Source organism: Mesorhizobium sp. Cs1299R1N1, assembly GCF_037179655.1.
Taxonomy (GTDB): domain Bacteria; phylum Pseudomonadota; class Alphaproteobacteria; order Rhizobiales; family Rhizobiaceae; genus Mesorhizobium; species Mesorhizobium salmacidum.
On the sequence record NZ_JAPYKR010000003.1, the window covers coordinates 467,099 to 491,787 of the forward strand.

Sequence of the window (24,689 nt, forward strand, 5' to 3'; positions counted from 1 at the left end):
AGTCCGCTACGTGCGGCGCCTATGAAATCCGCTGGCCGTCCTCGTCGAGCAGAACGCAGCCCTCGGGATCGAATCCGAGGTCGGCCGTCTCGCCTTCGCGGAGGACGCGGCCATTGATCGGCGCGTTGGCGCGGAGGCTGGTCTTGCCGCCGATGTCGATCTCGTAGATCGCGCTGCCGCCCAGATACGAGGCCGAGACGACACGGCCAGTGAGCCGGTTGACGCTCGTTCCAGCACCGACCGAGAATTTCTGCGGCCGGACCACGACGGTGACCTTGCTGCCGTCGCCAAGCCGCCTTGGACAAGCCACGTTGATCGTCTGGCCGGTGGCAAGCACCACCGCTTGGCCGAACCTGCTCACGGTCCCGGCAAGCATGTTGGCCTTGCCGAGGAAGTCGGCGACGAAGGCCGTGGCCGGCGTCTCATAGACCTCCAGCGGGGTTCCGATTTGCTCAACCGCGCCGGCGTTCATCACCACGATGCGATCCGACATGGAGAGCGCTTCTTCCTGGTCGTGCGTGACGAAGATGGCGGTGATGCCGGTTTCTTTCTGGATCTTCTTGATCTCGACGCGCATCTCCTCGCGCATGTTGGCGTCCAGCGCCGATAGCGGCTCGTCAAGCAGCAGCACCTGCGGCTCGAAGACGATGGCGCGGGCAAGCGCGATGCGCTGCTGCTGCCCGCCCGACAGCTGCGATGGCAGCTTCTTCTCGCTGCCCGGCAGCCGCACCATTTCGAGCGCCTTGCCGACCTTGCGGGCGATCTCGGGCTTTGGCACATTGCGGTACTTCAGGCCGAAGGCGACGTTGTCGAACACGTTCTTGTGCGGGAACAGCGCGTAGCTCTGGAAGACCAGCCCGATGTTGCGCTTGTAGATCGGGACGTCGTCGACCCGCCGCCCGTCGATCATGATCTGGCCGCCCGAAATATCGACCAGGCCGGCTATGGAGCGCAGGATCGTGGTCTTGCCGCAGCCCGAGGGCCCGAGCAAGGTGACGAAGCTGCCCTTGCGGATCGAGAGCGAGAAATCGCGCACGGCGACGAACTTGCCGTAGGCGATGTCGATGTCGCGGAACTCGACCGCCGGGCTGTTCGCCTCGGCGGCCGCGCTCGCGCCGGCTGCCCCGGCCAGGACAGGCCGGGGATGGAGTGTCGTGTCCTGGCTTTCAGGCACCTTTGGAAATCCTGTTCCACTGCTTGGTCCAGGCGTCCTCGTTGGTCGCCCAGTAGGTCGGATCGGCGAAGGTCAGCGACTTCATCGTGCCGGTCTTGTCGAACGCCGGCAGCTTCTCGATCTTCTCGCTCAGCTTGACCTTGTTCGGGTCGAGCGACGGCGGATAGCTCTGGCCCTCGGCCACCGCGATCGAGGTCGCCGGGTCGAGCATGAAGTTGATGAGCTCCTCGCACTCGGCCATGGGCGAGCCCTTCAGGATCAGCATGTCCTCCATCCAGGCATAGGAACCGGCCGGATCGAGATAGCCGATCGGATGGCCCTGGTCCTGCAGCGCCGCGACGCGGCCCGACCACGCATCGGTCACCACGATCTCGCCCTTGGAAAGCAGATCCATCAGTTCCGCGCCGGAGCTCCAGAACTTCTTGGCCAGGTCGCGCGTCTCGCGCACCTTGGCCCAGATGGCATCCATGTCCTTGAGGTTGTTGGGATCCTGCCCGGTGGCGAGCGCCGCGTACCAGACGCGCGTCGTCATGTCGGAATAGCCGCCGACCTTGCCGGCATATTTCTTGTCGAGAAGCAGGGCCGCGCCTTTTTCCTTGGCTTCCTCCGGCGAGATCACCTTGGTGTTGTAGGCGATACCCGTCGTGCCGTAGTCGTAGGGTATGGCCGAAAGCTTTGGCGTCAGCTTGCGGAACGGCTCGATCATCGGCTGAAGCACATTCGCCATGTTGGGAATGTTGGCCTCGTTGATCTCCGAGGTCAGGCCGGCGTTCACATATTTGATGTAGTAGTTGACGCCCGAGGAATGGATGACCTGGTAGTCGCCGGGCTTGGCGGTCTTGATCTTGGTGATGATCTCATCCTCGTCGCCGAACGTGCCCTGGACCACCTTGATCTTGGTCTTGGTCGTGTAGGGCTGGAAGGCGAACTTGTCGATCGCGTCCTGCACCGTGCCGCCCCAGCCGTCGAAGCGAACCTCCTGGACAGCGGCGAGCGCCCGGCCCATCCACGGCATGGAAAGGCCCGACGATGCTGCCGCGGCGGCGGTCAGTGTCAGGAAAGAGCGGCGGCTCAGGTCGCCATTGGCGTATCGGTCGTGCAGCCGTTCCAGCCGCTTGGTGGTGGTGAGTTTCATTGTGTTTCCTCCTTTGGTTCGCCACGTCTTCTCAGTTTTGTCAGGCTTTGCAGGATCAGGCCGCCGATCAGCGGGATGCCGACGGTCACCAGGATCATCACGGTGCCAAGTGCGTTGATTTCCGGACTGATCGAGATCTTGAGCATGGAAAGGATCTGGGTGGGCATGGTCTCGACGCCGGCCGGCCGCCAGAACAGGCTGGCCGAGGTGTTGTCGAACGAGATGGTGAAGGCGAGCAGCGCGCCGCCCACCACGGCCGGAATGAGCAGCGGCAGCGTGATCTCGCGGAACGACGAAAAGCGCGAGGCGCCGAGCGACAGCGCCGCCTCCTCATAGACGCGCCGGATGCCGATCATGCGCGCCTGGGCGATCAGCACCACATAGGGCACGGCAAGCAGGATATGACCGAGCACCAGCAAAAGCATGGTCCTCGGCTGGTCGACCGCCTTGATCAGCACCAGCAGGCCGACGCCGAGGATGGTTTCGGGCACCAGCGCCGGCAGGATCACCAGCGTGCTCAGCGCCTGCTTGCCGCGAAAATCGAAGCGCACCAGGGCAAATGCCGTGGTGACGCCGATGGCGGTGGTGACGATCGCCGTGACCAATGCGATCCACAAGGACGTGCGAAAGGCGGCCAGCACCGCCTCGTTGGCCATCAGCTTGCCGTACCATTGCAGGCTGAAGCCGGTCATCGGGAAGCCGCCGAACATCGAGGCGTTGAACGACAGGATCACCGTCGCCACGATCGGCGCGAACATGAAGATGTAGACGCAGACCGTGACGAAGCCGGTCAGCCGCCAGGCCCATCTGCCTTCCTGCTTGCGCCGTGTTCCTCTCATCCGCCAAGCCTCGTCATCCGCCAAGCCCTTTGACGATCTGCGACATGCCCATGTAGCGCGTGTAGACGGCGGCGAAGAAGCCGAGCACGACGAACAGCACGATCGAAAGCGTGGCGCCCATCGGCCAGTTCAGCTCGCCCATGATGGTGTCGTAGATCAGGTTGCCGAACAGCGCGTCGCGGCCCGAGCCGAGAAGCTGCGGCGTCACATAGCTGCCGGCGGCCAGCACGAAGCAGAGCAGCAGGCCCGCCGCCAGGCCTGGCAGCGACAGCGGCAGCGTGACCTCTCGGAACGCCTGCGCGCTCGTGCAGCCCATCGAGCGGGCCGCCGAAATCAACGTGCGATCAATGCTCTCCAGGCTGACATAGACGTTGAGGATCATGTAGGGCAGCAGAAAATGCAGCATGCCCAGAATGACCGCGCCCTCGTTATAGAGCATCGGCAACGGCTCGTTGATGATGCCCATTTTGAGCAGCGCGACATTGATGACGCCCTGTTCGCCCAGGATGTTGATCCAGGAGAAGGTGCGGATGGTGAAGCTGATCCAGAACGGCACGATCAGCAAAAGCAGCAGCAGCCATTTGTGCTTGAAGGTCGTGGCCCAGATGAAATAGGCGGGAAAATAGCCGAGCACGCCGCAGAGCAGCGCCGTCATGGCCCCGACCCTCAACGTCTTCAGAAGGAAGCCGTGATAGTAGCTGTCGGTTAGGAATTCATGCCAGTTCGCGGTGGTCAGCGCGCTCGTTTCCACGCCGGCGGTGACGAAGGTGAAGAAGGTGTAGGCGCCCATCACGGCGATCGGCAGCACCAGGAAAAAGATCAGCAGCAGGAGCACCGGCGCGACGAGCATCCAGGCCAGCCGTGGATCATACAATGTCCATCGTCGTTTCATGAGCACCCGGACGTCCGCGCTTTCTTTGAAGCGCTGTTTTGTTCCCGGTGCCAAGATTGGGTGATTGGAGGCGCGATGTCTACAGTCGGCGATTGAGCCAGTGGACTTCAACCCGTGGCCGGCTGAGATAGACGTCGAAATTTGTCGGCAGACGGGGTCGCTGTGCAATCCCGTCTAACAACCTCGATCGACAAACACGTCGAGGACGGCTGGCCGGCGCGCCTCAGCCTTTGGAGATGCCGCGCGCGATCAGCCGGGCAAGGCGCTCCGAGAATGCCCTGGCGTCGGCCGGCTTGTCGCCGTCGAGCACGCGCGCCTCGTCGTAGAGAAGGTGGGCGGCATCGTCCTTGAAGGCCTGTTCGTCGTCGCCGAGGCCGGCGAGCGCCAGCACGCGCTCGTGCCGGGGGTTGATTTCGAGGATCGGTTTGGCCGTCTTGTCGAGGCGGCCGGCGGCGTTGAGCAGCCGCTCGAACTGCCGGTCCGGACCATGTTCGGGCGCGACCAGGCAGACCGCGCTTTCGGTCAGGCGGTCGGAAGGCTTCACATCCGATACGGCATCGCCGAGCGCGGTCTTGACGAAGGCCAGGAAGCCATCGACTTCGGGCGTCGCCGCGGTGTCCGGCGTCTTCGCATCGTCGAGCAGCGGGATCTCGGAAAGCTCCGCCCCGCCCTGCGTCACCGACTTGAACGGCTTGCCGTCGAATTCCGGCGCCATCGAGGTCCAGAAACTGTCGACCGGGTCGGTGAGCAGCAGCACCTCGATGCCGCGTGCCCTAAAACCTTCGAGCTGCGGCGAGGCTTCGAGCCGCGCGCGGTCGTCGCCGGCCATGAAGAAGATCGCCTTCTGGCCTTCCTTCATCGCCGAGACATAATCGGCAAGGCCGCGCCAGCCTTCGCCAGAGGTGGTCGAACGGAAGCGGGCGAGCTTCAAGAGCTGCTCGCGCCGCTCATGGTCCTCGTAGAGCCCTTCCTTGAGGACGACGCCGAAATTCTCCCAGATTTTGGCATAAGCCTCGGCCTCGTTCTCCGCCAGCTTGGCGAGATCGCCGAGCACGCGGTTGGTCAGGCCCTTGCGGATCGCGGCCAGCAGCGGGCTTTCCTGGATCATCTCGCGCGAGACGTTGAGCGGCAGGTCGGCGGAATCGACCAGCCCACGCATGAAGCGCAGGTAGCGCGGCAACAAATCGGCCTCGTCGGTGATGAAGACGCGGCGCACATAGAGCTTCATGCGGCCCTTGCGGTCCTGGTCGAAGAGGTCGAACGGACGCGAGCCGGGCACGAAGGCAAGTACGCTGTATTCCTGCCGGCCTTCGGCGCGGAAATGGATGGTGGCGGCCGGCTCGTCATACTGGCCGGAGAGGCCGCGGTAGAAGTCGGTGTATTCCTCGGGCTTGATCTCGCTCTTTGGCCTGATCCAAAGCGCCGTGCCATCGGCAATGTCGCGCGCCTCGGCGCCGGGTTTCTCGATGAGCGTGATCGGCACCGGCACGTGGCCCGACTGCGATTTCGCCAGTTGCTCGAGCCGGTAGGATCCGGTGTAGGACACGGCATCGTCCATCAGATGCAGCACGACGCGGGTGCCGCGCCTGGGAGCGGCTTCGAGCGGGGCGGGGGCGATCTCGTAGGACCCCTTGCCGTCGGACGACCAGCGCCAGGCCTCGTCGCTTCCCGCCAGGCGGCTGATGACGTCGACGCGGGTCGCCACCATGAAGGCGGAGTAGAAGCCGACGCCGAACTGGCCGATGAGCTGCGTGTCTTCGCTCGCATTGCCGGCGCCGACGCGCTCGATGAAGGCGCGCGTGCCCGAGCGCGCGATCGTGCCCAGCGCCTCCGTCATGTCGTCGCGGCTCATGCCGATGCCGTTGTCCTCGACGGTGATCAGCTTGCTGTCGGCGTCGGCCGATATCGAGATGCGCGGTTTCGGATCGTAGGCCAGCAACTCCGGATGGCTGACGGCCTCGAAGCGCAGCTTTTCGCAGGCGTCGGCGGCGTTGGAAATCAGTTCACGCAGGAAGACGTCCTTATCGGAATAGACCGAGTGCACCATCATGTGCAGCAGCCGCGAAACATCCGCCTCGAATGCCTTGGTTTCCGTAGTTTTTGTGTCTGTCGTCATTGCCGAGTTTCCCACGCTGTTCATCCGCCCGCCGCGCCATGGGGCGTGCAGGACTTCCTTTCAACCATTTTCAACCGTGCTGGCAACCGCGTTCAGCAAGGCCAGCGCGCCGACAATATCGTCATGGGGTGCGGGGGCCGCAAGGGGGCAAGAATTGGCGTCGGCGCCGAAGCTGCCAATCTCCCCCCCTTGTGGGGGAGATGGCCGGCAGGCCAGAGGGGGGCGCTGTCCCGCCGACATCTCAGCCGACGCCCGTGCTGCTCCCATGTTTTTTGGTAAGCCGAGATCCTTCGCGCCCCCCTCTGCCCTGCCGGGCATCTCCCCCACGAGGGGGGAGATTGGCTGCTTTGGCGCATTGCCCCTACTTGCCCGCCATGTGGTCGGCAAGCGTCTGCGCCTGGGCAAGCAGTGCGGGGAAGACGGGGTTGTCGGGCAGGTTCTTGGCGATGCAGGCGCGGAAGTCGCTGTCGCCTTTTGCCCAGGCGGCGTCGGCGGCATCGGATGTATTGTCGTCGCCGTCGCCGGTGGCTTGCTTGACCAGTTTCTGCGCGGCGGCGTCGGCGGCGGTCCAGACCGCGTCGCAGGCCGCGATCTTCGGGACGGGGGGCGTCGCGGGCGCCTCGGCGATCATGACGCTGTTGCCCCTAACGAGCGTGACGACGACCTCCTGGTCGTAGTTCGGCCCGACATCCTGTGCCCAGCCGCCGAGGCGGGCAATCGCCATGTCGGCGCCATCGGGCGTCTTCAGAGTGAAGTCGAGCGTGCCTGTGAAAGCGGCGTCGCTGCCGATGGCCTGGGTGTAGAAGGCATCGAGCTTCAGCGCCGCGTCGAAGCTGGTGGGCAGCTTGAGATCGGCGTCCGTCTCGGCGGCGCGCGATTGGAGCCAGCGCTCGACAAGCCCGCGCGTCGATACCACGATGCTGGGGCCGTCCTCGGTGCCGTGGCGCAGCCCGTCCAGCATGCCGAAGCCGACATCGGAGGAACTGAGGCTTTCGATGTTGATCGTGCCGGCCGCCGGAAAACCCTTGACCGTGAAAGGCCCGAGAAGCACCGAAAGGCGCTGCTCGAGATCGGCGCGGGCCTTTTCACTGGCAGCATCGAGTGTCTCGACGGGAGCGTTCGCGCTTTCCATCGCGGCGATGGCTGATATCGCCTTGTCGCGCGCGGCGATGTAGTCGTCCTCCGGCGAAGCGGCATAGGCCGCACCGCTCGCCAGCGCGAACACCAAAGTCCAGACCAGACGCATCGTGGAACCTCCGTTTTTACAAGCTCTTCGCGTGGCTTGGTGGCGATTGTGCGGCGGTGAAGTCTGGCGAGGCGTTGCAGATATCGGAGTACCAGGACAGCCTTCGCACGGTGGGAGGCCGTCATATGGAGGAGGACAATGAAACCTTCCGATTTCCACGCCGTTATGGCCGTTGTGGCAGACATCAAACCCAAACCGAAGCCGGCCGGCGGCGCCAAGCCAAACGGTGCCAGCAAGCCCCGCCGGGAGAAGGCACCCGATGTCGAGGCCGCCTCCGAGGTCGTGGGCGAGGCCGCACCGCCGCCAGCGGCGGGGGAGCCCGATCCGCAACTGAGCCCCGAACAGGCCGAGCAGGCGCGCAAGAAATATCTGCTGAAGCGTTTCTGGATCAGCGCGCGCGGTTATTGGAGCCGGCGCGGCGACAAGCTCGCCTGGCCATTCACGATCGGACTCCTGATTATGATCTGCGTCAATGTCGGCTTCCAGTACGGGATCAATGTCTGGAACCGCTCGATCTTCGACGCCATCGAACAGCGCAATGCACCGACCGTCTATTTCCTGAGCGCCGTATTCGTGCCGCTGGTGCTTGGAAGCGCCAGCCTCGTCGTCGCGCAGGTTTATCTGCGCATGACCATCCAGCGCCGCTGGCGCTCCTGGCTCACCACATCGGTCATCGGCCGCTGGCTCACCAATGGCCGCTACTACCAGCTCAATCTCGTCAGCGGCGATCACCAGAACCCCGAGGCCCGCATCGCCGACGATCTGCGGATCGCCACCGAATCGCCCGTCGATTTCGTCTCCGGCGTGCTCAACGCCTTCCTGGCGGCTTCGACCTTCATTGTCGTGCTGTGGACGATCGGCGGCGCGCTGACGCTGCCGATCGGCGGGGCCAACATCACCATTCCAGGCTTCCTCGTCGTCACCGCGGTCATCTATGCGGCCATCACTTCCACCTCGATGGTGGTCATCGGCCGGCATTTCGTCGAACTCTCCGAGCAGAAGAACCAGGCGGAAGCGGAATTTCGCTACACGCTGATGCGTGTGCGCGAAAACGGCGAGAGCATCGCCTTGCTCGGCGGCGAGCAGGAGGAACGCAGCGGCATCGACAGGACCTTCGCCGGCGTGCTGAAGCGGTGGGCGATGCTTGCGGGCCAGCACATGCGCACGGCGCTGGTCTCGCAGGGATCGAGCCTGTTCGCGCCCGTGGTGCCGGTGCTTTTGTGCGCGCCAAAATTCCTCGAGGGCTCGATGTCGCTCGGGCAGGTCATGCAGGCGGCATCGGCCTTTGCCATCGTCCAGGGCGCGTTCGGATGGCTGGTCGACAACTACCCGCGTCTCGCCGACTGGAACGCCTCGGCACGACGCATCGCTTCGCTGATGATGTCGCTCGACGGGCTCGAGCGCGCGGAAGAGAGCGACGCGCTCGGGCGCATCACTCGCGGCCAGACCAAGGACGATACGATGCTCAGCCTCAACGATCTCTCCGTGTCGCTCGATGACGGCACCGCCGTGGTCAAGGAAACCGAGGTCGTGATCCAACCGGGCGAGCGGCTGCTGGTGGCCGGTGAATCCGGTACGGGCAAGAGCACGCTGGTGCGGGCGATAGCGGGGCTGTGGCCGTGGGGTGGCGGCAGCGTCGATTTCCACCCCGGCAAGCGCCTGTTCATGCTGCCGCAGCGCCCCTACATTCCCTCGGGCACGCTGCGCCGGGCGGCCGCCTATCCAGGTGCCGCCGACGACTGGACGGTCCCACAGATCAGGGCCGCCCTCGACAAGGTGGGGCTCGCTTATCTCGGCGACCGGATCGACGAAGAGGCGCCATGGGACCAGACCCTGTCGGGCGGCGAAAAGCAGCGGCTGGCCTTCGCGCGGCTCCTCCTGCACGCGCCCGACATCATCGTGCTGGATGAGGCAACGGCGGCACTCGACGAGAAGAGCCAGGACAGGATGATGGAGACCATCATCCAGGAATTGCCCAATGTGACCATCTTGAGCGTGGCGCATCGGGCCGAACTGGAGGCGTTTCACAGCCGCAAGATCACGCTCGAGCGGCGCAAGGGGGGCGCCAAGCTCGTCAGCGATATCGATCTTGTCCCGCGCAGGCGCAGGGGCTTGCTCGGCCGCGCCTTGTGGGGTTCCGGTGGGCGGGCCGAAAAGCGCGGCGCCGCCCGTAAAAAGAATTGATGGCCGTCAGGCGAGTGGGCTTCCGCCGGGATGGGCCCGGCGGCTCTGCCATCAGCCGCGCAATTCCTCCCTATGCGCCTTCGCGAGGTCGGCCATGCTGTCGAAGCGGAAGTCCACCTTCGGCATGTCGCCGGGATGCATCGTGGCCCCAAAACCCTGATCGGCGTGCCGGCGGTGGATCCAGCACGATGCGAGGCCCAGCCGGTTGGCGACGGTGTGATCGTGGAACAGGCTTTCGGCCGTGTGCAGGACCTCCTTGTCGCCAATCCCGAGCGTCGCAAGCTTTTCAAGCATATAGTCGAAATTCCGGGACGACGGCTTGTAGGAGCCGATGTCCTCCGCCGTGTAGATCGCATCGAAATCGACGCCGAGTTTCCTGTTGCTGAAGGAGAAGCTCGTATTGTCGACGTTGGAAAGGATGACCAGCCTGTAGTGCTTCTTGAGGTATTGCAGGGCGGCGGCGGTGTCGGCAAAGGCCGGCCAGTCCTTCACGCTTTGGCCATAGGCGATGCATTCCTCCGCCGTGACCACGACGCCCCATTCCTCGGCGAGCCGCTTGTAGACGACAGCGAGAAGATCGCGGTAGCGTTTCTGCGGCGTCCAGTTCTGCTGGCTGGATTCATGCCTTGCGTGCGCCTGCAGGATCTCGTCGCGGCCGAGGCCGCGGCCAACCCGTCCGGTCAGCGGCTTCAGGGCTTCGATCATGCCGGATTCCCAATCTATGAGGGTGCCGTAGCAGTCGAAGGACAGCGCCTTGAAATCAGTCAGCTTCATGGGGTTCACTCCCTTGGGGTCCATGGTCGGTTTGGTGCGGGATCACGATCAATCGGCCGGTTGCCCGATCAGGCCTGGACTTGTCTCGCCCTTGGATACCGTGCCGCGCGGCGACGTCAGCCAGACGCCGAACAGCGTCACCGCAAGGCCGAGGACCATCGCCGCCGAAAGCGGCTCGCCGAAGAGCAGCCAGGCCCAGAGCATCGTCACCGGCGGGCTGAGATAGATCACGCTGCTGACCTGCGCGGCGCTATGGAGGCGCAGGCTCACATAGTAGACGCCGTAGCAGAAGAAGGTCGAAAACAGCACCAGCCAGGCGATGCCGAACTCGAACCGGCCATCGAGAGGCGGCATCAGCCCGCCATTCCAGCCGGCGCAGGCGGCAAAAAGCATCGCCGCCGTCAGGCATTGGATGCACAGGCTCTGGTGGATGGGCATGTCGATCGTTCCCATCCGTTTCTGCAGCACGGTCGCCAGGGCGAAGACCACCATGGACGCGATGGTCACAATATATGCCCAGGCCGGCGCCGTTCCGAGGCTGAGGCTGTTGAGCGAGACGATCAGCATACCCAGCGCCCCTAGCGCCGTTCCGGTCCATTGCCTCGATGTCAGCCGGTGGCCCAGGATGGGCTGCGACAGTGCCGCGATGGCGAGGGGGACGAGGTCGGAGATCAGCGCGACCAGGCCGGTCGGTACGCGCTGGCCGATGGCAAGCGCGAAGCCGCCGAGATAGAGGAACATCATCGCCACGCCGAACGCTATCTGCCGCATCAGGGCGCGTGCGCCGATGCGCGGCCCGACCATGAGCGCGAAGGGCAGAAGGATCAGTCCCGACATCAAGGTCCGCCAGAACAGCACCAGCATGACATCGGCACTCTCGCTGGCGTAGCGGATGCCGACGAAGCCGGAACTCCAGCTTACGACCAGCGCGGCCGCCATGAGCGGCCAGGCCAGGCGATGGGGCTGATGTTTCGGGAGCGTCATGCGGTCATTCGTTGAATGGGTGCGGGGTTGAATGGGTGCCGGGGCGGACTTATGGCGGCACGCACGCGTTTGCACATGACAAATTTCGATGCATCCATGAAATAGCCACGAAACCTGGCATATCGATTTGCCTGCTAACAGGTTCTGCGCAAGGATTTGGGAGCGCCGCTTTCGTTTCAAACGAGGATTGTCATGGCTGGAGTGATGAGCCGCCGCCTGGATGTCGATGCCTTGCGGGCGATGGTGGCGATCGAGAAACATGGCGGCGTCACCCGTGCGGCCGAGGTGCTGGGCCTGTCGCAGTCGGCCGTCAGCCACAAGATCAGGCGGCTGGAAGCGAGCCTCGACTGCGAAATCCTCAGCCGCAAGGCCAATGCGCCGATGTTCACCAGTTCAGGGCAGGATCTGCTGGGCTATGCCAGGCGCATCCTGGGCATCCATGACGAGGCGATCCTGAGCCTGTCGAAAAGCACGCTGCAAGGAAAGATCGCGTTGGGGATGACCGAGGACACGACCTGCACGGACCTGTCGCGCATTCTTGGCCGGTTTCGCCGGCTCCATCCCGAGGTGAGCGTGCGCACGCAAGTGCGCATGAGCCTGGCCTTGCAGAAGCTGCTGGGCGAGGGGGCGCTCGACGCGGCCATTATCCAGGTGTTCCAGCACGAGGTCCGGCCCACCGACATCCTGCTCTTCCGCGAGAGCCTGCATTGGGTGAAGTCGCCCGAGCTGATCCTGGCGAAAGGGGACCCGGTCCCGTTCTTGTCCTTCGACGACAACTGCTTCTATCGCCGCTGGTGCCTCGATCTCGGCCAGGACGAGGGAACGGTGTTCGAGATCGTGTTCGAATGTTCGAGTGCCGCCGGCATCATCGCCGGCGTGACCTCCGGGCTCGGCGTCGCGCTGCTCAGCCAGCGGCACCTGCAGCCCGGCATGGAGATCGCCGACAAGCAGTTCCCTAAGCCTCCGGACCTCGCCTACGTCATCCGCCGCGCCCGCAACGCCCGCAACCCCGCGCTGGAGACGCTGGTGAAGGAGATCGAGGCCGAGGTGAGACGCCACGGGACGCTGCAGATCGCGGTGTGAGGGGATGGCGGAGAGGCGTGGGCGTTCTGGAGTGCAAGAAAGTCTCGCTTTTCCCGCCTTGAGCCGATCGATGCTGGACGTCTGCTTTGCGCTGTCGGCGAAACGGGAGCGTGGCGCCTCAACGCCTTGCCCGCGCCGCCTCAGTCAATCCGAACGCAACAGCCCGCTTCCTGCGCGGCCTTTTGAATTTCACACCGCAACAGCTGGGATGGGTTGCGGAACGCAAGGAACGAGTCAGCCGGCGTTCGCGTTATTTAACCTCGAACTAATGGAGGTAACCGTGAGAAAGCTGATATTGGCATCTGTGCTCGCGCTTGCTGCCACAGCCGCTGTGACTTCACCAACCAAGGCGCAATTTCTGTTCTCACCGTTCGGTGGTTTTTTTGGTGGTTTCGGAGGCCCGCCATTCCCCTATCGGCCCTATTACAACCCGTATTACAACCCGTATTACGGTCCGTACTACGGTTCGTATTATCAGCCATATCGACCATACTTCCGATACCACCACAGGTATTATCACCGGTACTATTACCCGCACCGGTATCACCACCACAGGCGACATCACAGGCACTACTATAGGTAGCTACGGTTGAGCCGTTGGTCAGGCCGACGATCCCAGGCGCCTTGAAAGGGAAGGAGGTCAATCATCCGCTCATCATCTGGCGCGGTTCTTCGCGGACGGCTGCGATCTGTCCCTGCCTTTCGATCCCTGGGCCGCTTTGACCAACCGATCCAGCACTGGGAAATCTTTCAAATCTCGATAGGGCGTCAGGTCGAGGTCGTGAGGGACGGCCTTCACCTTCTCCTCGTCGATGGGCTTCTCGTTGCTCTTCATCAGGGCCTGGTAGGCCTGCCATGAAACACGGGCCGCGCGGACGGCATCTCGCTCCGTCCGCAGCGCTATTTGGTGGGCATGCAGATAGTGAAGTCGCAATTTGTCCAAGAGCGATTTCTCGACCACCTCGTGGGTGACCAAAAAGGGCTCAAGCCTTACGGCCCGGCCTTGCGACGCCATGGTGCGCGGTAAGTGGCGGTCGATATAGACGGTTCGCCCATCCTCGCTGTAACCGGCAAGATAGGGAATGTCGAAGTCGTGGTTCACCTCGACCCGCCGCTGCAAGGCAAGCACGACGTCTGTGAGGACGGCATTGTCCACATCCTCGGATTTGTGGCGGGCTTCGTCCTCGAGTTTCATCAGCAGCAACCTGCAAGCAAACGTGCCACTCCACCAACGAGGCCCTTTCCGCATGGTTCCTTCCGATCGCAATCATGATGATGTCGCGCTCTCTGCGGTCTCGGAAGTTTCCTGTTGGGGCGCGCTCGATGCGGCCATCATCCGGATGTTCCAGCATGAGGTCCGGCCCACCGACATCCTGCTCTTCCGCGAGAGCCCGCATTGGGTGAAGTCGCCCGAACTGATCCTGGCGAAAGGGGACCCGGTCCCGTTCCTGTCCTTCGACGACAACTGCTCCTATCGCCGTTGGGGCCTCGATCTCGGCCAGGGCGAGGGAACGGTGTTCGAGATCGTGTTCGAATGTTCGAGGGCTTCGGCAATTTTTGGTGGCGGGCGATCTCCATCGCCCTGGCACACGCCCCGACAGACGGGTGAAAGCAGTTAGCGGTTCAGAGCGAAACCGATAGACCGCCGTCGACGGCCAATACATGTCCATTGACGTAGGCGGCAGCATCTGAGGCGAGAAACACCGCGGCTCCGCCGAGTTCCTCAGCCCGGGCCCAGCGGCCTGCAGGGGTCCGCGCTTCGACCCATTTGGTGAAGGCTTCGTCGTTCATTAGCGCGGTGTTGAGTTCCGTTGCGAAATACCCGGGCGCGATCGCGTTGATCGTGATGCCGTGACGGCCCATCTCAGCTGCAGTGGAGCGTGTCAATCCATGCAGGCCCGCCTTCGCGGCAACATAGGCATGAATGGTGGGACGGCCAAGGATCCCTGCAACCGATCCGGTGTTTATGATACGCCCAAACTTGTTGGGCAGCATCAAGCGCACGGCGTCGCGTATCATTCGAAAGCAGGACGAAAGATTGACGGCAATCACCCTGTCGAAATCCTCGTCCTCCCATTCCACCAACGGCCTGCGATGCTGGATGCCAGCGTTGTTGATCAGAATATCCAGGCGGCCATGGCGTTCGACTATTCCTTCGAGCGATGCCTTCGAGATCGCCGCATCGGTGACATCGAACGGCAGGGCTTCGGCATCGATCCTCTCCGCCGCTGCTGACAGGGCGTGGATGTCGCGGGCATTGACGATCACCGTCGCGCCGTTCTCGGCAAGTGCCTTGGCCATGGCGAAGCCGAGGCCACGCGAAGCGCCCGTCACCAATGCGACACGGCCCTTGAGCGAGAACAATTGAGACATAGAGGTTCCTGTAGCAAGGGGCGGGAGTTTCCTCCCGCCCTTAGGCAAAAGCACTATTTGGCGACGCAGGTATCCGCAGTCTGTGGAGTACAAACGTCGAGGCCCGTGTAGGTCGGGTCAGCCGGCGGAGCCTTGCCGTCCTTCATATCCTTCAGTGCCATCATCGTCTTGTAGCCCATTTCGAACGGGCGCTGGCCAACCTGCCCGAGGGAGTATCCTTCCTTCATTTGTTCAATTTGCGTGGGCAAGGTATCGGCAACGACCAGCGCCAGTTCCTTCTTGGCGATCTTGTCCTTGTACGGTGCGACCGCAGCACGGTTGGCGTCGGGGATGAACTGCGGGAAGCCACCGGTTGGGATGAACGCGTCGAGACTCGGGTTCTTCGCCATGATGTCTTCAAACTGCTGCACCGAAAGAGGAAAATCATCGTTAGTATAGAGCGGACAGCCTTCGATTTCGGTCCAGCCGTTCTGACCGGTTAGCCGGTCCCCGGGCGAGGCGGCCGACTTGGTGCCCGAAAGCGTGTCGCGAATGCCCTGCATGCGTTCATTGTGGTTGGCCGCCGCCGCGCCGCCCGATTGGATGCAGATCGTGCCCCCCTTGGGCTTGACCTGCATGGCCAGCTTGGCAAGGTTCACACCGATCTCATAATTGTGGGTGCCGATATAGGCGACGCGAAGATCCTTGTTCTCGGGCAGGAGGTCGGAATCCCAGGTGAGCACCGGGATACCGGCTTCCTTGGCGGCCTGCAGCGCAACCGCCATCGCCGCGGCATTCGATGGCGACACGGCGATGCCGTCCACCTTCTTGGCTACGAGATCCTGCACGATCTGAACCTGCTCGTCGCCGCCGCCATGCTCGCCGGGGCCTATATACATGCACTCCACGGCGCCCTTCGATTCAGCTTCGGCCTTCTTGCAGCCGTCGCGTGCCTGGTCGAAAAAGGGATTGTTCATGTTCTTCGGTACCAGGGCGAAGGTATATTTCGCCTGGGCGCCGGAAACGGCGAGCACCATTGCGCCAAGCGCCACGGCCGCCGTCAGCAGATGTTTTTTCATGTCACGTTCTCCTCCTAGCTGGACGTCCCGCAGGCCTCCCGCCGGCGGGTTTCTAGCGGCTTTTCTTGGGCATCAAGACGGCCAGCGATTTGGCGAGAATGGATTTGCCGCCGGTTTGCATGCCCAGGAGAACCGCAAGAACGATGAAGGCGCCGACGAAGGCACCCTGCCAATTTGAATCGATGCCGGCCATCAGCAGAGCGTTCCTGATCACCTCCAGGAAGGCTGAACCGATGATCGCGCCGAAGGCCGTGCCGGCGCCGCCCATGAGGCTGGCGCCGCCAATGACCGTCGCGGCGATCACGCGCAGCTCGTATCCCTGGCCCATGGCGTTGATGGCTGAGCCGTTGTAGCCGAGGAGCAGGAGGGACGCGAGCGAGGCGGTGAAAGCCGAGAAGACGTAGGCCTCGAATTTGATCCAGTCGACCGGAACGCCGGTGAGTCGTGCCGCGTCCTCATTGCCGCCGATGGCGAAGAGATGCCGGGCCCAGGCAGTAAAATTGAACACGAAGCCGACGATGAGGGCGAGAACCACCATGGTCCAGAATTGCGATGACAGTTCTGGTATCCAGTGCGGTGCCCAGTGCTCGGGCCCATGCAGCGGCCATCTCCACTGACCGATCGCTTTCACGATTGGAGCATCGGGCCCGAATTGGTAGAGCATTTGGTTGGCCGAAAATACGACCGCGAGCGAGCGCGCCGCGGACAGCATGCCGAGGGTGACCACGAAGGATGGCATTCCGACATAAGCGACGAAGAAACCATTGACCGCGCCGCAAGCCATACCGGCGAAAAGGCCGATGGCGAAGGCCACGTACCAGGGATAGTGCCAGGTCAGAAACAGGCCGGCGACAATGACCACGAGGCCCATGATCGAGCCGACCGACAGATCGATGCCACCAGTAATGATCACCACCGTCATGCCGAGCGCCATGATGCCGAAAGGTGCGAGGTTGCGCGTGACGTTGGCGGCGTTTTCGGAAGTCCCGAAGCTCGGTTCCATGGCAGTCATCCAGGTGACGAGTGCAATGAGCGCGATCGTCACCCAGAAGGGCTGACTTGACACCACACTTTGGAGCGCGGTCTTTTCCTTGGTCGGGACGAACTCAGACATGCCCGGTCGGCTGGTTTCCCGGGCGGACTCCCTGACACTAACTGTCTCCCGAGCACTATTCGCCACGGATGGCCCCCGTTATTAGTCCAGTGATTTCCTCGGGTGACGTCTCGCCGGCATCCTTGTCGGCAACCTTCGAACCCCGCCTGAGCACAATGATGCGATCCGAGACAGCGAAAACGTCAGGCATGCGATGGCTGATCAACATGACGCCAACCCCTTGCGCTTTGAGGCGTCGGATCAATTCAAGCACTTCCGCCACCTGACGCACCGAAATAGCGGCGGTCGGTTCGTCCATCAGCACCAGCTTGGCGTTTGAAAGCCGGGTCCGCGCGATGGCTACCGCCTGACGCTGCCCACCCGACATCTTCCTGACGAGGTCGCTCGGCCGGGTTTCCGATTTCAGTTCCTTGAACAGCGATGCCGAACGCTCGATCATCGCCTGTTTATCGAGCACCTTGATTGGCCAGAAGCCCTTCTTCATCTCGCGGCCAAGAAAGACGTTCTGCGCGGCCGTCAAATTATCGGCGAGCGCAAGATCCTGATAGACGACTTCGATACCTTTGGCCCGCGCTTGGACGGGTTTATGGAAGTGACAAACCTCGCCGTCCACGACAATTTCGCCGTCGTTCGGCGGGAAATTCCCGGCCACCGTTTTGACTATTGTCGACTTGCCGGCACCGTTGTCCCCCATCAGCCCCACGACTTCGCCTCGCTCCACTTGGAAGCTAACGTCCGTCAGGGCCTGGATGGCCCCAAAATTCTTGGAGACGTGGCGAACCTCAAGTACCGGCATCGCGGTCCTCTCCGGACAACATTGCCAATTGTCCCGGCCATATGCAGGACAGCTAATCAGCGAAACGCTTTCAACACAATGATTTATTGGATCAGGATTTCCGGCGATCACCTTAACTGAGACGGCGGGAGAGGTTCGGCCTAGCGGATTGATTTCAGCCCATGCCGCTATTCGGATTGCGATCTCAACAAGCTTGCTCCGAGCAGAATGTCCGCTCACTTACACCTGACCCTGGAAGCCGCCAGTCAGCTTCCGGCCAAAACCGGACCCACCTATCCGCTACACGAAGTGCAGCTTTGCGCCTTTAAGCGGAAGGCCGTCCCGCTCACGCGGATACGCTTGCTCGACAGTGACGAAATGACCCCATGTTCGGCATGAGGTCAAATCGATCCTCTCGTGAGGTGTACGGCCTACTGGTAGACCTTCTCAAACAATGCCGATCCGACGCGTGATCTGGCCGTTGCTTTCCCAGTATGTGTGTTTTTTGGCAATCCATGGATCATCCATGGCAGGCTGGATTTGTCCCGCCGTATCAGTGGCGCGCGAGGTGACCGAGTGCTCGCCCTTTGCCGGGTCTTTCCAGTCGAGATACCACACCTTCCAGGCGAATTCGGCTTCTTCACCATGGTCTATCGTCGCTTCAATCCATGGGCCGTCATCAACCTTCACTTCGACCTTGGCTATCGGGGCGCCCCAGGCCGCACCGCTGATCCGGTATCCGGCATCGCTACGCGTCACTCTGGCGGGCGCCGACTTCAGCAATGCACGGCCGACCGAGGTCTCGGCCCACACCGTCTCGCCATGGTGCTCTTCCTCGCGGATGGTGACGTAGTCTCGTGCCATCAATTGACTCATGAAGCGCGTATTGCGTATCTCAATGCGCTTGAGCCACTTGACGTTGGCGATGCCATACCATCCGGGAGCGATGAGCCGTACCGGTGAACCGTTGGGTTGCGGCAGGGCGGCCCCATTCATCTCGTAGCAGAGGATGTTGTTGGGATTGGTCGCATCGGCGAGCGACATGCTGCGGGCGAAATTCTGGTGCATCTTGACGTCGCGGTTATTGTCCTTGAGCGCGATGTCACCGACATCAGTGCCCCAGAAAACAACTTCGATGCCGTTTTCCTTGACCCCTGCCTCTTCAAGTATGGCGGCGAGCGGCGTGCCAGCCCAGCGGGCGTTGCCAATGCCGCCGGTAAAGAATGGAAAGCCATGATTGCCCGAACATTCCACCGTGAAAGCCACTTCTTGGCGCGGCCGCGCCTTGAGGTCGGCGAGCGACAGGCTCAGAGGCTTCTTCACCAGCCCATCGATTTCCAGCTTCCAGGCATTCACATCAATGCTTGGCCGATCAAAATGAGCGATGCTGAAGAACTTGTCATTGGGTGTCACCCAGGAATCCATATCCTCCCAGACAAGCTGGCTCTTGATGACCGCGGGAACGGGATTGGGCTGCGGCTGGTCTAGCCACGGGATCACTGTCTCACCCGCCCGGCTTGGAAAGGCGTGGGCAAACTGTGAATTGAAGACCGCCAGTGCGGCAACGGCCGCGCTGCCTTGAACGATGAATTCGCGGCGTGCAAGATGATGCATGATGGTTCCTCCTCCAGTGTGAAAAGCTGTTTTCTCCTCCAGGCATAAAAGTGACAGCGGCCGGAATCGCACAAGGGAGAGGCCGGCCGAGGCGGGCAATCTTGAGAGCGCTCGGAATGTGGCGAGCTAGAAGCGCGCCGTGTCTTAGGCGGATTCTCCCGCTCTCAGTCGCAGGCCCTATCAGGTCCCAGCCAGCGATCTGCGAACGTACGCCTTATGTGCGCTCGTGGCGAGGACAAACATAAGGATTCGCTAATTAACAAACGATGATTGCGGCCTTCCCGTCCGGGGGCGAAATGGGGTGGAAAGCGGACCGACTGCTTTGCCGCGTCGCGAAAGCAGTCGAATAATTGTGCCCGTCAAAGCGCGTGGCCACCGGCAACCTGAATGACTTGCCCTGTAACCCACGACGATGCGTCACTCAGCAGGAACATCACTGCATCGGCTATGTCGTCTGGCTTACCCAATCGACGCAATGGGATGGAGGGCAGCACTTGCTGTTCCAGCGCATCATCGATGTAGCCGGTTTGAACGGGGCCTGGAGCCACTGCGTTTACGGCAATGCCGGATGGCCCCAGTTCGATCGCCGCCGCTCTGGTCATTGCCTCCAAAGCAGCCTTGCTGGTTCCGTAAAAGACTTGGTGAGGGAAGGCGCGGGCAGCGTCGGTGCTGATATTGACAATGCGCCCTCCCGATCCCCGCCTGGACATGATGCGACGGGCGAAATCCGCCATAAGCATCGAGGGAGCGGCGAGATTGACGTCATAGTGCCGACGATAGCGCCCGAAATCCGCGTCGATCAAACTGTCAGGCAGCTCGCAGGCAGCAGCGTTATTTACCAGCCCGTCAAGTGCGCCGATTGCACCTTCAGCCTCGGATACAAGCGCGGAGATCTCATTGTCGACGGAGAGATCGGCCGCAACGGTAACGGCTTTACCTCCGAGCTGACGAATAGTTTCCACAACCTCGGAGGCCGCATCCTCACCAAGGACGGTATGTGCCCCTCGGGAGAATCCAGCAGAGGCGGGAAGATAGTGGATGGCGACGTTAGCACCTTGCCCAGCGAGTGCGATCGCAATCGCACGGCCGATGCCCGAATTCGCGCCAGTAACGAGATAGTTTCTGCCTGTCAGGCCGAAATGGAGTTTCATGAAATGCTTCCAGATAGACATACCGCACGAGACCGCCGCGCGTTGCGCTTCTTCGGTCCAGCAAAGACCCGATCCTGCTTCAGCCTCTTCCTCTGCAAGGCGCAACCTCGTCGAGCGCTTCTTCAATAAGGCCAAGCAGTTCCGCCGTATTGCCACCCGTTACGACAAGCTGGCCGAGAACTATCTCGCCGCCCTCGAACTCGTCTCAAATCCGCATCTGGTTACGCGGTAATGAGTCTACGCCCTGGTGGCTTTTGAGCCGGTCGCCATGCCGCCTAATGCCTCTCTCAAGTGACGACCTGGATTTCCGTCTTCACGGAATTGGCAATGAAGCACTGTTCATGCGCCGAGTGGTGCAGTTCCGATTCTGTTGCGGCGGTTGGCTTCTTCCCCGCGTAGACAATGGTCGGATTGAGGTCAACGCGGCTGACAACCAATCGTCCGTCCACCTTCTCCATCACGCCGATCGCCTTGTCGGTATAGCTCTCGACGACAATTCCCTGGGGCGCCGCGATCGAGAGAAAAGTCAACATATGGCAACTGGAAATCGCCGCGATGTAGGCCTCCTCCGGATCGACGTTGGCTTCCACTGAATAAGGAAGCGGAACGATATGCGGCGAAGCCGAGGCCGGGACCACTTGGCCTCCGTCGAAGCGCCAAACGTGTGCGCGGCTGTAGCGCTTGTCGGTAAATACTGCTCCTTCTCGCTCCCAGTGCACCTCGACGGTCATTTTCATGATTGATCCTTTGTCGGAATGGAAAGAAGTCTTGCAGTCGTCCGGGTTAAATGGCGGCGAAGATGCTGCGCAGCCGCGTCGAACTCGCGCCTCGCACAAGCGGCAACGATCGCCGCGTGTTCCTCGAAGAAATCAATTCGCTCCTGGGCGCCACGCTCTTGGTGAAGGGTCGATCGCCGGGATTCTCGTCGAAGGTCTCCGACGGTCTTAAGCAATCGAGTATTCGTGCAACCGCTGTACAGGGCGAGGTGAAACTGTTGGTCGAGCTCCAGAATCCGCGACGGATCGTACTCCGCGAATAGCTCGTCGTTGAGCCTCTCTGCCTTACGCAAGGCGGAAGGCTGAAGTCCCGGCATAGACTGCTCCAAGGCAGCGACCTCCAAAATGGCCCGAAGTTCGCAAAGTTCAGTCGCCTCCCGTTCCGAGAGGATCGCCACCGCCAAGCTTCGATCGGGTCGCCGCACGACCAAGCCACTTCCGAGCAAGCGGTTCAGGGCCTGTCTGACTGGCTGGCGGCTCACCCCGAAACGCTCGGCGATCGATTCCTGCTTTAGAACCGAGCCTGGTGCCAATTCACCTGACTCAATCTCGTCATGCAGCTCGCTGAAAATAGACTTTGGATCCATGGATCCAAATAGTATGGTAGCTCGGAGTTTGGTCAAGCCCTAATCAGCTTCAAATGCGTCCTCGCGCCCCCTTCACCACTTCCTTTTCTCCACCTCTGCCTTCCGCAGCAAAAACCGCTGGATCTTGCCGCTCGGTGTCTTCGGCAGCTCCGTCACGAAGTCGATCTCGCGCGGATAGGCGTGGGCCGAGAGGCGTTTTCTGACATGTTGCGCCAGTTCCTCGGCGAGCTCCGGGCTGCCTTTGTAGGCGGGCGCCAGGATGACGAAGGCTTTGACGATTTCGGTGCGCTGCGGGTCGGGCACGCCCACCACTGCCGCCTCGTTGACCGCTGGGTGTTCGATCAGCGCGCTTTCGACGTCGAAGGGGCCGATGCGGTAGCCTGACGAGGTGATGACGTCGTCGGCGCGGCCGATGAAGGAGACCGAGCCGTCCGGCTCGTATTCGACCGTGTCGCCGGTGCGGTAGTAGCCGCCTGAAATGGCCGGGGTTTCGGCCTGGTGGTAGCCGCCGAACCAGCCCAGCGGCGAGTTGGCGGTGTCGACGGCGAGGATACCGGGCTGGTTGGGGCCGAGCTCGTTGCCGGCCTCGTCCAGCACCACCATGCGGTAGCCCGGCATGGCGAAGCCGGCGGAGCCCGCGCGGACAGGGTGCGCGAGGCCATGGTGGTTGTTGACCATCATGCCGTTCTCGGTCTGGCCGTAATGGTCATGGATTGGCGCGGCGAGATGGGCGTCGAACCAGCGGATCACTTCCGGGTTGAGCGGCTCGCCGGCGCTGCTCACCACGCGCAGCCGGCCTTTTACACGCGCGGCCGCCTCGGGGCCTTCGGCGAGCAGCAGGCGGAAGGCGGTCGGCGAGCCGGCAAGGCTGGTGACGCCGAGCCGCTCGATGACGTCATAGGTGCTCTTGGCGGTGAAGGCGCCTTCGTTGAAGGTAGTGGCGATGCCGAGCAGCAGAGGGCCGGTAATGGCGTAGTAGAGGCCGTAGGCCCAGCCGGGATCGGCGATGTTCCAGAAGATGTCGTCGGGGCGCAGGCCGATCGCATCGCGCATGTAGGCGCCGAAGGCCATGAGCGCGCTGAGCGGCACCGGCACGCCCTTGGGCAGGCCCGTGGTGCCCGAGGTCGACATCATCATGAACAGGTCTTGCCCCTTGCGCATCACCGGCTCGCAGTCGGGGGAGGCGGCGGCGAGGGCGGCGCGGAAATCGATATCGCCTTCAGCCACCGCATCGCCAGCGCCGAGGATGGTGGCGATTTGCGGAGGGTTCGCGACCTCGTCGAGCTTGCCGCGATTGGCGGGATTGGTCACCACCAGCTTAGCCGCGCTGTAGCCCAGGCGATGCTCGATCGCCTTCGGGCCGAAGGCGGTGAACAGCGGCTGGTAGACGGCGCCGATGCGCCAGGCGCCGAGGATCAGCGCCACCAGGTCGGGAATGCGCGGCAGCATGCCGGCAACGACATCGCCGGGGCCGACGCCCAACTGCTTCAGCAGGTTGCCGACGCGGCCGGACATGTCGGCGAGATCGTCGAAGCTGAATTCGCTGAGCTCGCCGCCGGCCGAGATGGCGCGCAGCGCCAGGCGGTTTCTGCCGGTGTGCCGGCCGCAGCATTCGACATAGGCGTTGATGCCGGTCGCGGGGTCGCCCTGCAGTCTGGCGATCTCATCCTCGATACGAAAGCCCGCAACGGCATCGTCATAGCGCGGCAAGCCGGTCTGTGTCGTGGTCATGAAAATCCTCCCTGACGGCGCTCCATGTCCCATGGCGCGCTGTCGCGGCGACATTGACACCAGATGGCTCCGATGGGCAACGATGGGTGCCTGTTCCTTTGTGTTGACGCAATTCCGGACGGAAAACCGCTACACACTTTTCCTGGAATTGCTCTTACAAGTTCGCCTCGGCGAAGATGCGTGCCGCCCAGTCGAGGAAGACGCGCAGGCGCGGCGAGAGCTGCCGGTTCTGCGGGTAGAGCGCCGACAGCGGTGTCGGCGAAGGCGGGTACTCGGCCAGCACTTCGACCAGCGTGCCGTCGGCAAGGTCCTTCTCGAAGCGATAGCGCGGCGCCTGGATGAGGCCGAGGCCGAGCCGCGCCAAGTCGGCGGCGGTGTCGGAATTGTTGGCGGCGACGCGGCCGGGCAGCCTGACCTCGCGCGTCTTGCCGCCGACGGTGAATTCGAAGGGCAGCACCTCGCCGGTGCGCGAGGAGACGAAGCCGATGGCCTGATGGCCGTCCAGCGCATCGGGGGAGGCGGGCGTGCCGTGGCGACAGAGATAGGCAGGGCTGGCGCAGGTCATCTCGCGGATCATGCCAAGGCGCCGCATGATCATGCCGCTGTCCGGCGGCTCGCCGACCCGGATGACGCAGTCGACACCCTCGCGCACGAGGTCGACCAGTCGGTCGCCCTGGCCGATCTGCAGGTCGATGCGGGGAAAGCGGGCGAGGAATTCCGGCAGGCGCGGCAACAGGAAGGTGCGGGTGAGCAGCGTGCTGGCGTCGATGCGCAGCAGGCCGAACGGCTCGGCGTCGCGGAAGGCGGCCTCGGCATCCTCGATCTCGGCCAGGATCGACAGGCAGCGCCGGTAATAGGCCTCGCCGTCCTGCGTGGCGTTCACCTGGCGCGTCGTGCGCTCCAGCAGCCGCGCGCCAAGATGCTCTTCCAGCCGCCGGACCGCTTCCGTCGCGGTCGAGCGCGGCAGGCTGAGATCGGCGGCGGCAGCGGTGAAGCTGCGCCGTTCCAGCACGCGAACGAAGAGCCGCATCGTGTCGAGCCGATCCATGACCTTTGTTCGCAGTTTCCGAATAGTGATGTCAA

General features: G+C 62.7%; 21 protein-coding genes and 2 pseudogenes. 4 read left to right on the plus strand and 19 right to left on the minus strand.

Annotation, left to right across the window (positions count from 1 at the left end):
- Nucleotides 1-19 precede the first annotated feature (19 nt).
- The 6 genes from O7A70_RS09200 to O7A70_RS09225 form a co-directional block, all read right to left on the minus strand.
- On the minus strand, nucleotides 20-1,174 hold the full coding sequence (locus O7A70_RS09200) for an ABC transporter ATP-binding protein (protein ID WP_337140097.1): 1,155 nt from the start codon (nucleotides 1,172-1,174) through the stop codon (nucleotides 20-22).
- A complete protein-coding gene (locus O7A70_RS09205; protein ID WP_337140098.1) occupies nucleotides 1,167-2,309 on the minus strand; it encodes an ABC transporter substrate-binding protein in 1,143 nt (380 codons plus the stop codon). Before O7A70_RS09205 ends, O7A70_RS09200 begins: the two co-directional genes overlap by 8 nt.
- On the minus strand, nucleotides 2,306-3,148 hold the full coding sequence (locus O7A70_RS09210) for an ABC transporter permease (protein ID WP_084636714.1): 843 nt from the start codon (nucleotides 3,146-3,148) through the stop codon (nucleotides 2,306-2,308). Before O7A70_RS09210 ends, O7A70_RS09205 begins: the two co-directional genes overlap by 4 nt.
- 13 nt (nucleotides 3,149-3,161) lie before the next feature.
- Nucleotides 3,162-4,040: an ABC transporter permease gene (locus O7A70_RS09215; protein ID WP_337140099.1), complete on the minus strand. Its 879-nt coding sequence runs from the start codon at nucleotides 4,038-4,040 to the stop codon at nucleotides 3,162-3,164.
- A gap of 223 nt (nucleotides 4,041-4,263) precedes the next feature.
- A complete protein-coding gene (gene htpG, locus O7A70_RS09220) occupies nucleotides 4,264-6,156 on the minus strand; it encodes a molecular chaperone HtpG (RefSeq protein WP_337140100.1) in 1,893 nt (630 codons plus the stop codon).
- Nucleotides 6,157-6,517: 361 nt separating this feature from the next.
- Nucleotides 6,518-7,402, minus strand: coding sequence for a hypothetical protein (locus O7A70_RS09225; RefSeq protein WP_337140101.1), 885 nt, complete (start codon nucleotides 7,400-7,402; stop codon nucleotides 6,518-6,520).
- 174 nt (nucleotides 7,403-7,576) lie between these two features.
- On the opposite strand from O7A70_RS09225, the gene O7A70_RS09230 reads away from it, so the two are divergent.
- On the plus strand, nucleotides 7,577-9,586 hold the full coding sequence (locus O7A70_RS09230) for an ABC transporter ATP-binding protein/permease (protein ID WP_337140216.1): 2,010 nt from the start codon (nucleotides 7,577-7,579) through the stop codon (nucleotides 9,584-9,586).
- A gap of 51 nt (nucleotides 9,587-9,637) precedes the next feature.
- On the opposite strand, the gene O7A70_RS09235 is transcribed toward O7A70_RS09230, so the two are convergent.
- Together O7A70_RS09235 and O7A70_RS09240 are read right to left on the minus strand one after the other, a co-directional pair.
- Nucleotides 9,638-10,360, minus strand: coding sequence for a haloacid dehalogenase type II (locus O7A70_RS09235; protein ID WP_337140102.1), 723 nt, complete (start codon nucleotides 10,358-10,360; stop codon nucleotides 9,638-9,640).
- 48 nt (nucleotides 10,361-10,408) lie between these two features.
- Complete coding sequence (locus O7A70_RS09240; protein ID WP_337140103.1) at nucleotides 10,409-11,344, minus strand: DMT family transporter; 936 nt, start codon at nucleotides 11,342-11,344, stop codon at nucleotides 10,409-10,411.
- Between the two features lie 192 nt (nucleotides 11,345-11,536).
- Between O7A70_RS09240 and O7A70_RS09245 the strand changes: the two genes are divergently transcribed.
- Complete coding sequence (locus tag O7A70_RS09245) at nucleotides 11,537-12,427, plus strand: LysR family transcriptional regulator (protein ID WP_337140104.1); 891 nt, start codon at nucleotides 11,537-11,539, stop codon at nucleotides 12,425-12,427.
- 655 nt (nucleotides 12,428-13,082) lie between these two features.
- Here the strand turns inward: O7A70_RS09245 and O7A70_RS09250 are convergent.
- Complete coding sequence (locus tag O7A70_RS09250; RefSeq protein WP_337140105.1) at nucleotides 13,083-13,622, minus strand: hypothetical protein; 540 nt, start codon at nucleotides 13,620-13,622, stop codon at nucleotides 13,083-13,085.
- A gap of 118 nt (nucleotides 13,623-13,740) precedes the next feature.
- Here O7A70_RS09250 and O7A70_RS09255 point away from each other — a divergent pair.
- Nucleotides 13,741-13,983, plus strand: a pseudogene (locus tag O7A70_RS09255) (LysR family transcriptional regulator); the annotation flags it as partial.
- Nucleotides 13,984-14,050: 67 nt separating this feature from the next.
- Here the strand turns inward: O7A70_RS09255 and O7A70_RS09260 are convergent.
- The 6 genes from O7A70_RS09260 to O7A70_RS09285 form a co-directional block, all read right to left on the minus strand.
- Nucleotides 14,051-14,800, minus strand: a complete 750-nt coding sequence (locus O7A70_RS09260) for a glucose 1-dehydrogenase (RefSeq protein WP_337140106.1) — start codon at nucleotides 14,798-14,800, stop codon at nucleotides 14,051-14,053.
- Between the two features lie 53 nt (nucleotides 14,801-14,853).
- Nucleotides 14,854-15,858 (minus strand): sugar-binding protein, encoded by a 1,005-nt coding sequence (locus O7A70_RS09265; RefSeq protein WP_337140107.1) that lies wholly within the window; start codon nucleotides 15,856-15,858, stop codon nucleotides 14,854-14,856.
- A 52-nt stretch (nucleotides 15,859-15,910) separates the two neighbouring features.
- A complete protein-coding gene (locus O7A70_RS09270) occupies nucleotides 15,911-16,972 on the minus strand; it encodes an ABC transporter permease (protein ID WP_337140108.1) in 1,062 nt (353 codons plus the stop codon).
- A 55-nt stretch (nucleotides 16,973-17,027) separates the two neighbouring features.
- The gene (locus O7A70_RS09275; protein ID WP_337140217.1) at nucleotides 17,028-17,768 is read right to left on the minus strand and encodes an ATP-binding cassette domain-containing protein; all 741 of its coding nucleotides are present in this window, start codon (nucleotides 17,766-17,768) and stop codon (nucleotides 17,028-17,030) included.
- 426 nt (nucleotides 17,769-18,194) lie between these two features.
- Nucleotides 18,195-19,361 carry a sulfite oxidase gene (locus O7A70_RS09280; protein ID WP_337140109.1) on the minus strand — a complete coding sequence of 389 codons (1,167 nt, stop codon included), beginning with the start codon at nucleotides 19,359-19,361 and terminating at the stop codon, nucleotides 18,195-18,197.
- A gap of 359 nt (nucleotides 19,362-19,720) precedes the next feature.
- A complete protein-coding gene (locus tag O7A70_RS09285) occupies nucleotides 19,721-20,512 on the minus strand; it encodes an SDR family NAD(P)-dependent oxidoreductase (RefSeq protein ID WP_337140110.1) in 792 nt (263 codons plus the stop codon).
- A gap of 100 nt (nucleotides 20,513-20,612) precedes the next feature.
- Between O7A70_RS09285 and O7A70_RS09290 the strand changes: the two are divergent.
- Nucleotides 20,613-20,720: pseudogene (locus tag O7A70_RS09290) on the plus strand (IS5/IS1182 family transposase); the annotation flags it as partial.
- Nucleotides 20,721-20,799: 79 nt separating this feature from the next.
- Here the strand turns inward: O7A70_RS09290 and O7A70_RS09295 are convergent.
- The 4 genes from O7A70_RS09295 to O7A70_RS09310 all read right to left on the minus strand — a co-directional run bounded on the left by O7A70_RS09295 (nucleotide 20,800) and on the right by O7A70_RS09310 (nucleotide 24,654).
- On the minus strand, nucleotides 20,800-21,249 hold the full coding sequence (locus tag O7A70_RS09295) for an OsmC family protein (RefSeq protein ID WP_337140111.1): 450 nt from the start codon (nucleotides 21,247-21,249) through the stop codon (nucleotides 20,800-20,802).
- Entirely contained in the window at nucleotides 21,246-21,875 is a 630-nt protein-coding gene (locus O7A70_RS09300; protein WP_337140112.1) for a GntR family transcriptional regulator, read from the minus strand. Before O7A70_RS09300 ends, O7A70_RS09295 begins: the two co-directional genes overlap by 4 nt.
- 72 nt (nucleotides 21,876-21,947) lie before the next feature.
- Nucleotides 21,948-23,606 carry an acyl-CoA synthetase gene (locus tag O7A70_RS09305; protein ID WP_337140113.1) on the minus strand — a complete coding sequence of 553 codons (1,659 nt, stop codon included), beginning with the start codon at nucleotides 23,604-23,606 and terminating at the stop codon, nucleotides 21,948-21,950.
- Nucleotides 23,607-23,760: 154 nt separating this feature from the next.
- A complete protein-coding gene (locus tag O7A70_RS09310) occupies nucleotides 23,761-24,654 on the minus strand; it encodes a LysR family transcriptional regulator (protein ID WP_337140114.1) in 894 nt (297 codons plus the stop codon).
- Nucleotides 24,655-24,689 lie beyond the last annotated feature (35 nt).

Coding starts and splice junctions, on each gene's coding strand:
- O7A70_RS09225 (WP_337140101.1), bottom strand. CDS start 7,402: ATGCGTCTGGTCTGGACTTTGGTGTTCGCGCTGGCGAGCGGTGCGGCC.
- O7A70_RS09300 (WP_337140112.1), bottom strand. CDS start 21,875: ATGGATCCAAAGTCTATTTTCAGCGAGCTGCATGACGAGATTGAGTCA.
- O7A70_RS09310 (WP_337140114.1), bottom strand. CDS start 24,654: ATGGATCGGCTCGACACGATGCGGCTCTTCGTTCGCGTGCTGGAACGG.
- O7A70_RS09270 (WP_337140108.1), bottom strand. CDS start 16,972: ATGTCTGAGTTCGTCCCGACCAAGGAAAAGACCGCGCTCCAAAGTGTG.
- O7A70_RS09245 (WP_337140104.1), top strand. CDS start 11,537: ATGGCTGGAGTGATGAGCCGCCGCCTGGATGTCGATGCCTTGCGGGCG.
- O7A70_RS09285 (WP_337140110.1), bottom strand. CDS start 20,512: ATGAAACTCCATTTCGGCCTGACAGGCAGAAACTATCTCGTTACTGGC.
- O7A70_RS09210 (WP_084636714.1), bottom strand. CDS start 3,148: ATGAGAGGAACACGGCGCAAGCAGGAAGGCAGATGGGCCTGGCGGCTG.
- O7A70_RS09295 (WP_337140111.1), bottom strand. CDS start 21,249: ATGAAAATGACCGTCGAGGTGCACTGGGAGCGAGAAGGAGCAGTATTT.
- O7A70_RS09250 (WP_337140105.1), bottom strand. CDS start 13,622: ATGAAACTCGAGGACGAAGCCCGCCACAAATCCGAGGATGTGGACAAT.
- O7A70_RS09235 (WP_337140102.1), bottom strand. CDS start 10,360: ATGAAGCTGACTGATTTCAAGGCGCTGTCCTTCGACTGCTACGGCACC.
- O7A70_RS09305 (WP_337140113.1), bottom strand. CDS start 23,606: ATGACCACGACACAGACCGGCTTGCCGCGCTATGACGATGCCGTTGCG.
- O7A70_RS09215 (WP_337140099.1), bottom strand. CDS start 4,040: ATGAAACGACGATGGACATTGTATGATCCACGGCTGGCCTGGATGCTC.
- O7A70_RS09275 (WP_337140217.1), bottom strand. CDS start 17,768: ATGCCGGTACTTGAGGTTCGCCACGTCTCCAAGAATTTTGGGGCCATC.
- O7A70_RS09205 (WP_337140098.1), bottom strand. CDS start 2,309: ATGAAACTCACCACCACCAAGCGGCTGGAACGGCTGCACGACCGATAC.
- O7A70_RS09280 (WP_337140109.1), bottom strand. CDS start 19,361: ATGCATCATCTTGCACGCCGCGAATTCATCGTTCAAGGCAGCGCGGCC.
- O7A70_RS09260 (WP_337140106.1), bottom strand. CDS start 14,800: ATGTCTCAATTGTTCTCGCTCAAGGGCCGTGTCGCATTGGTGACGGGC.
- htpG (WP_337140100.1), bottom strand. CDS start 6,156: ATGACGACAGACACAAAAACTACGGAAACCAAGGCATTCGAGGCGGAT.
- O7A70_RS09240 (WP_337140103.1), bottom strand. CDS start 11,344: ATGACGCTCCCGAAACATCAGCCCCATCGCCTGGCCTGGCCGCTCATG.
- O7A70_RS09265 (WP_337140107.1), bottom strand. CDS start 15,858: ATGAAAAAACATCTGCTGACGGCGGCCGTGGCGCTTGGCGCAATGGTG.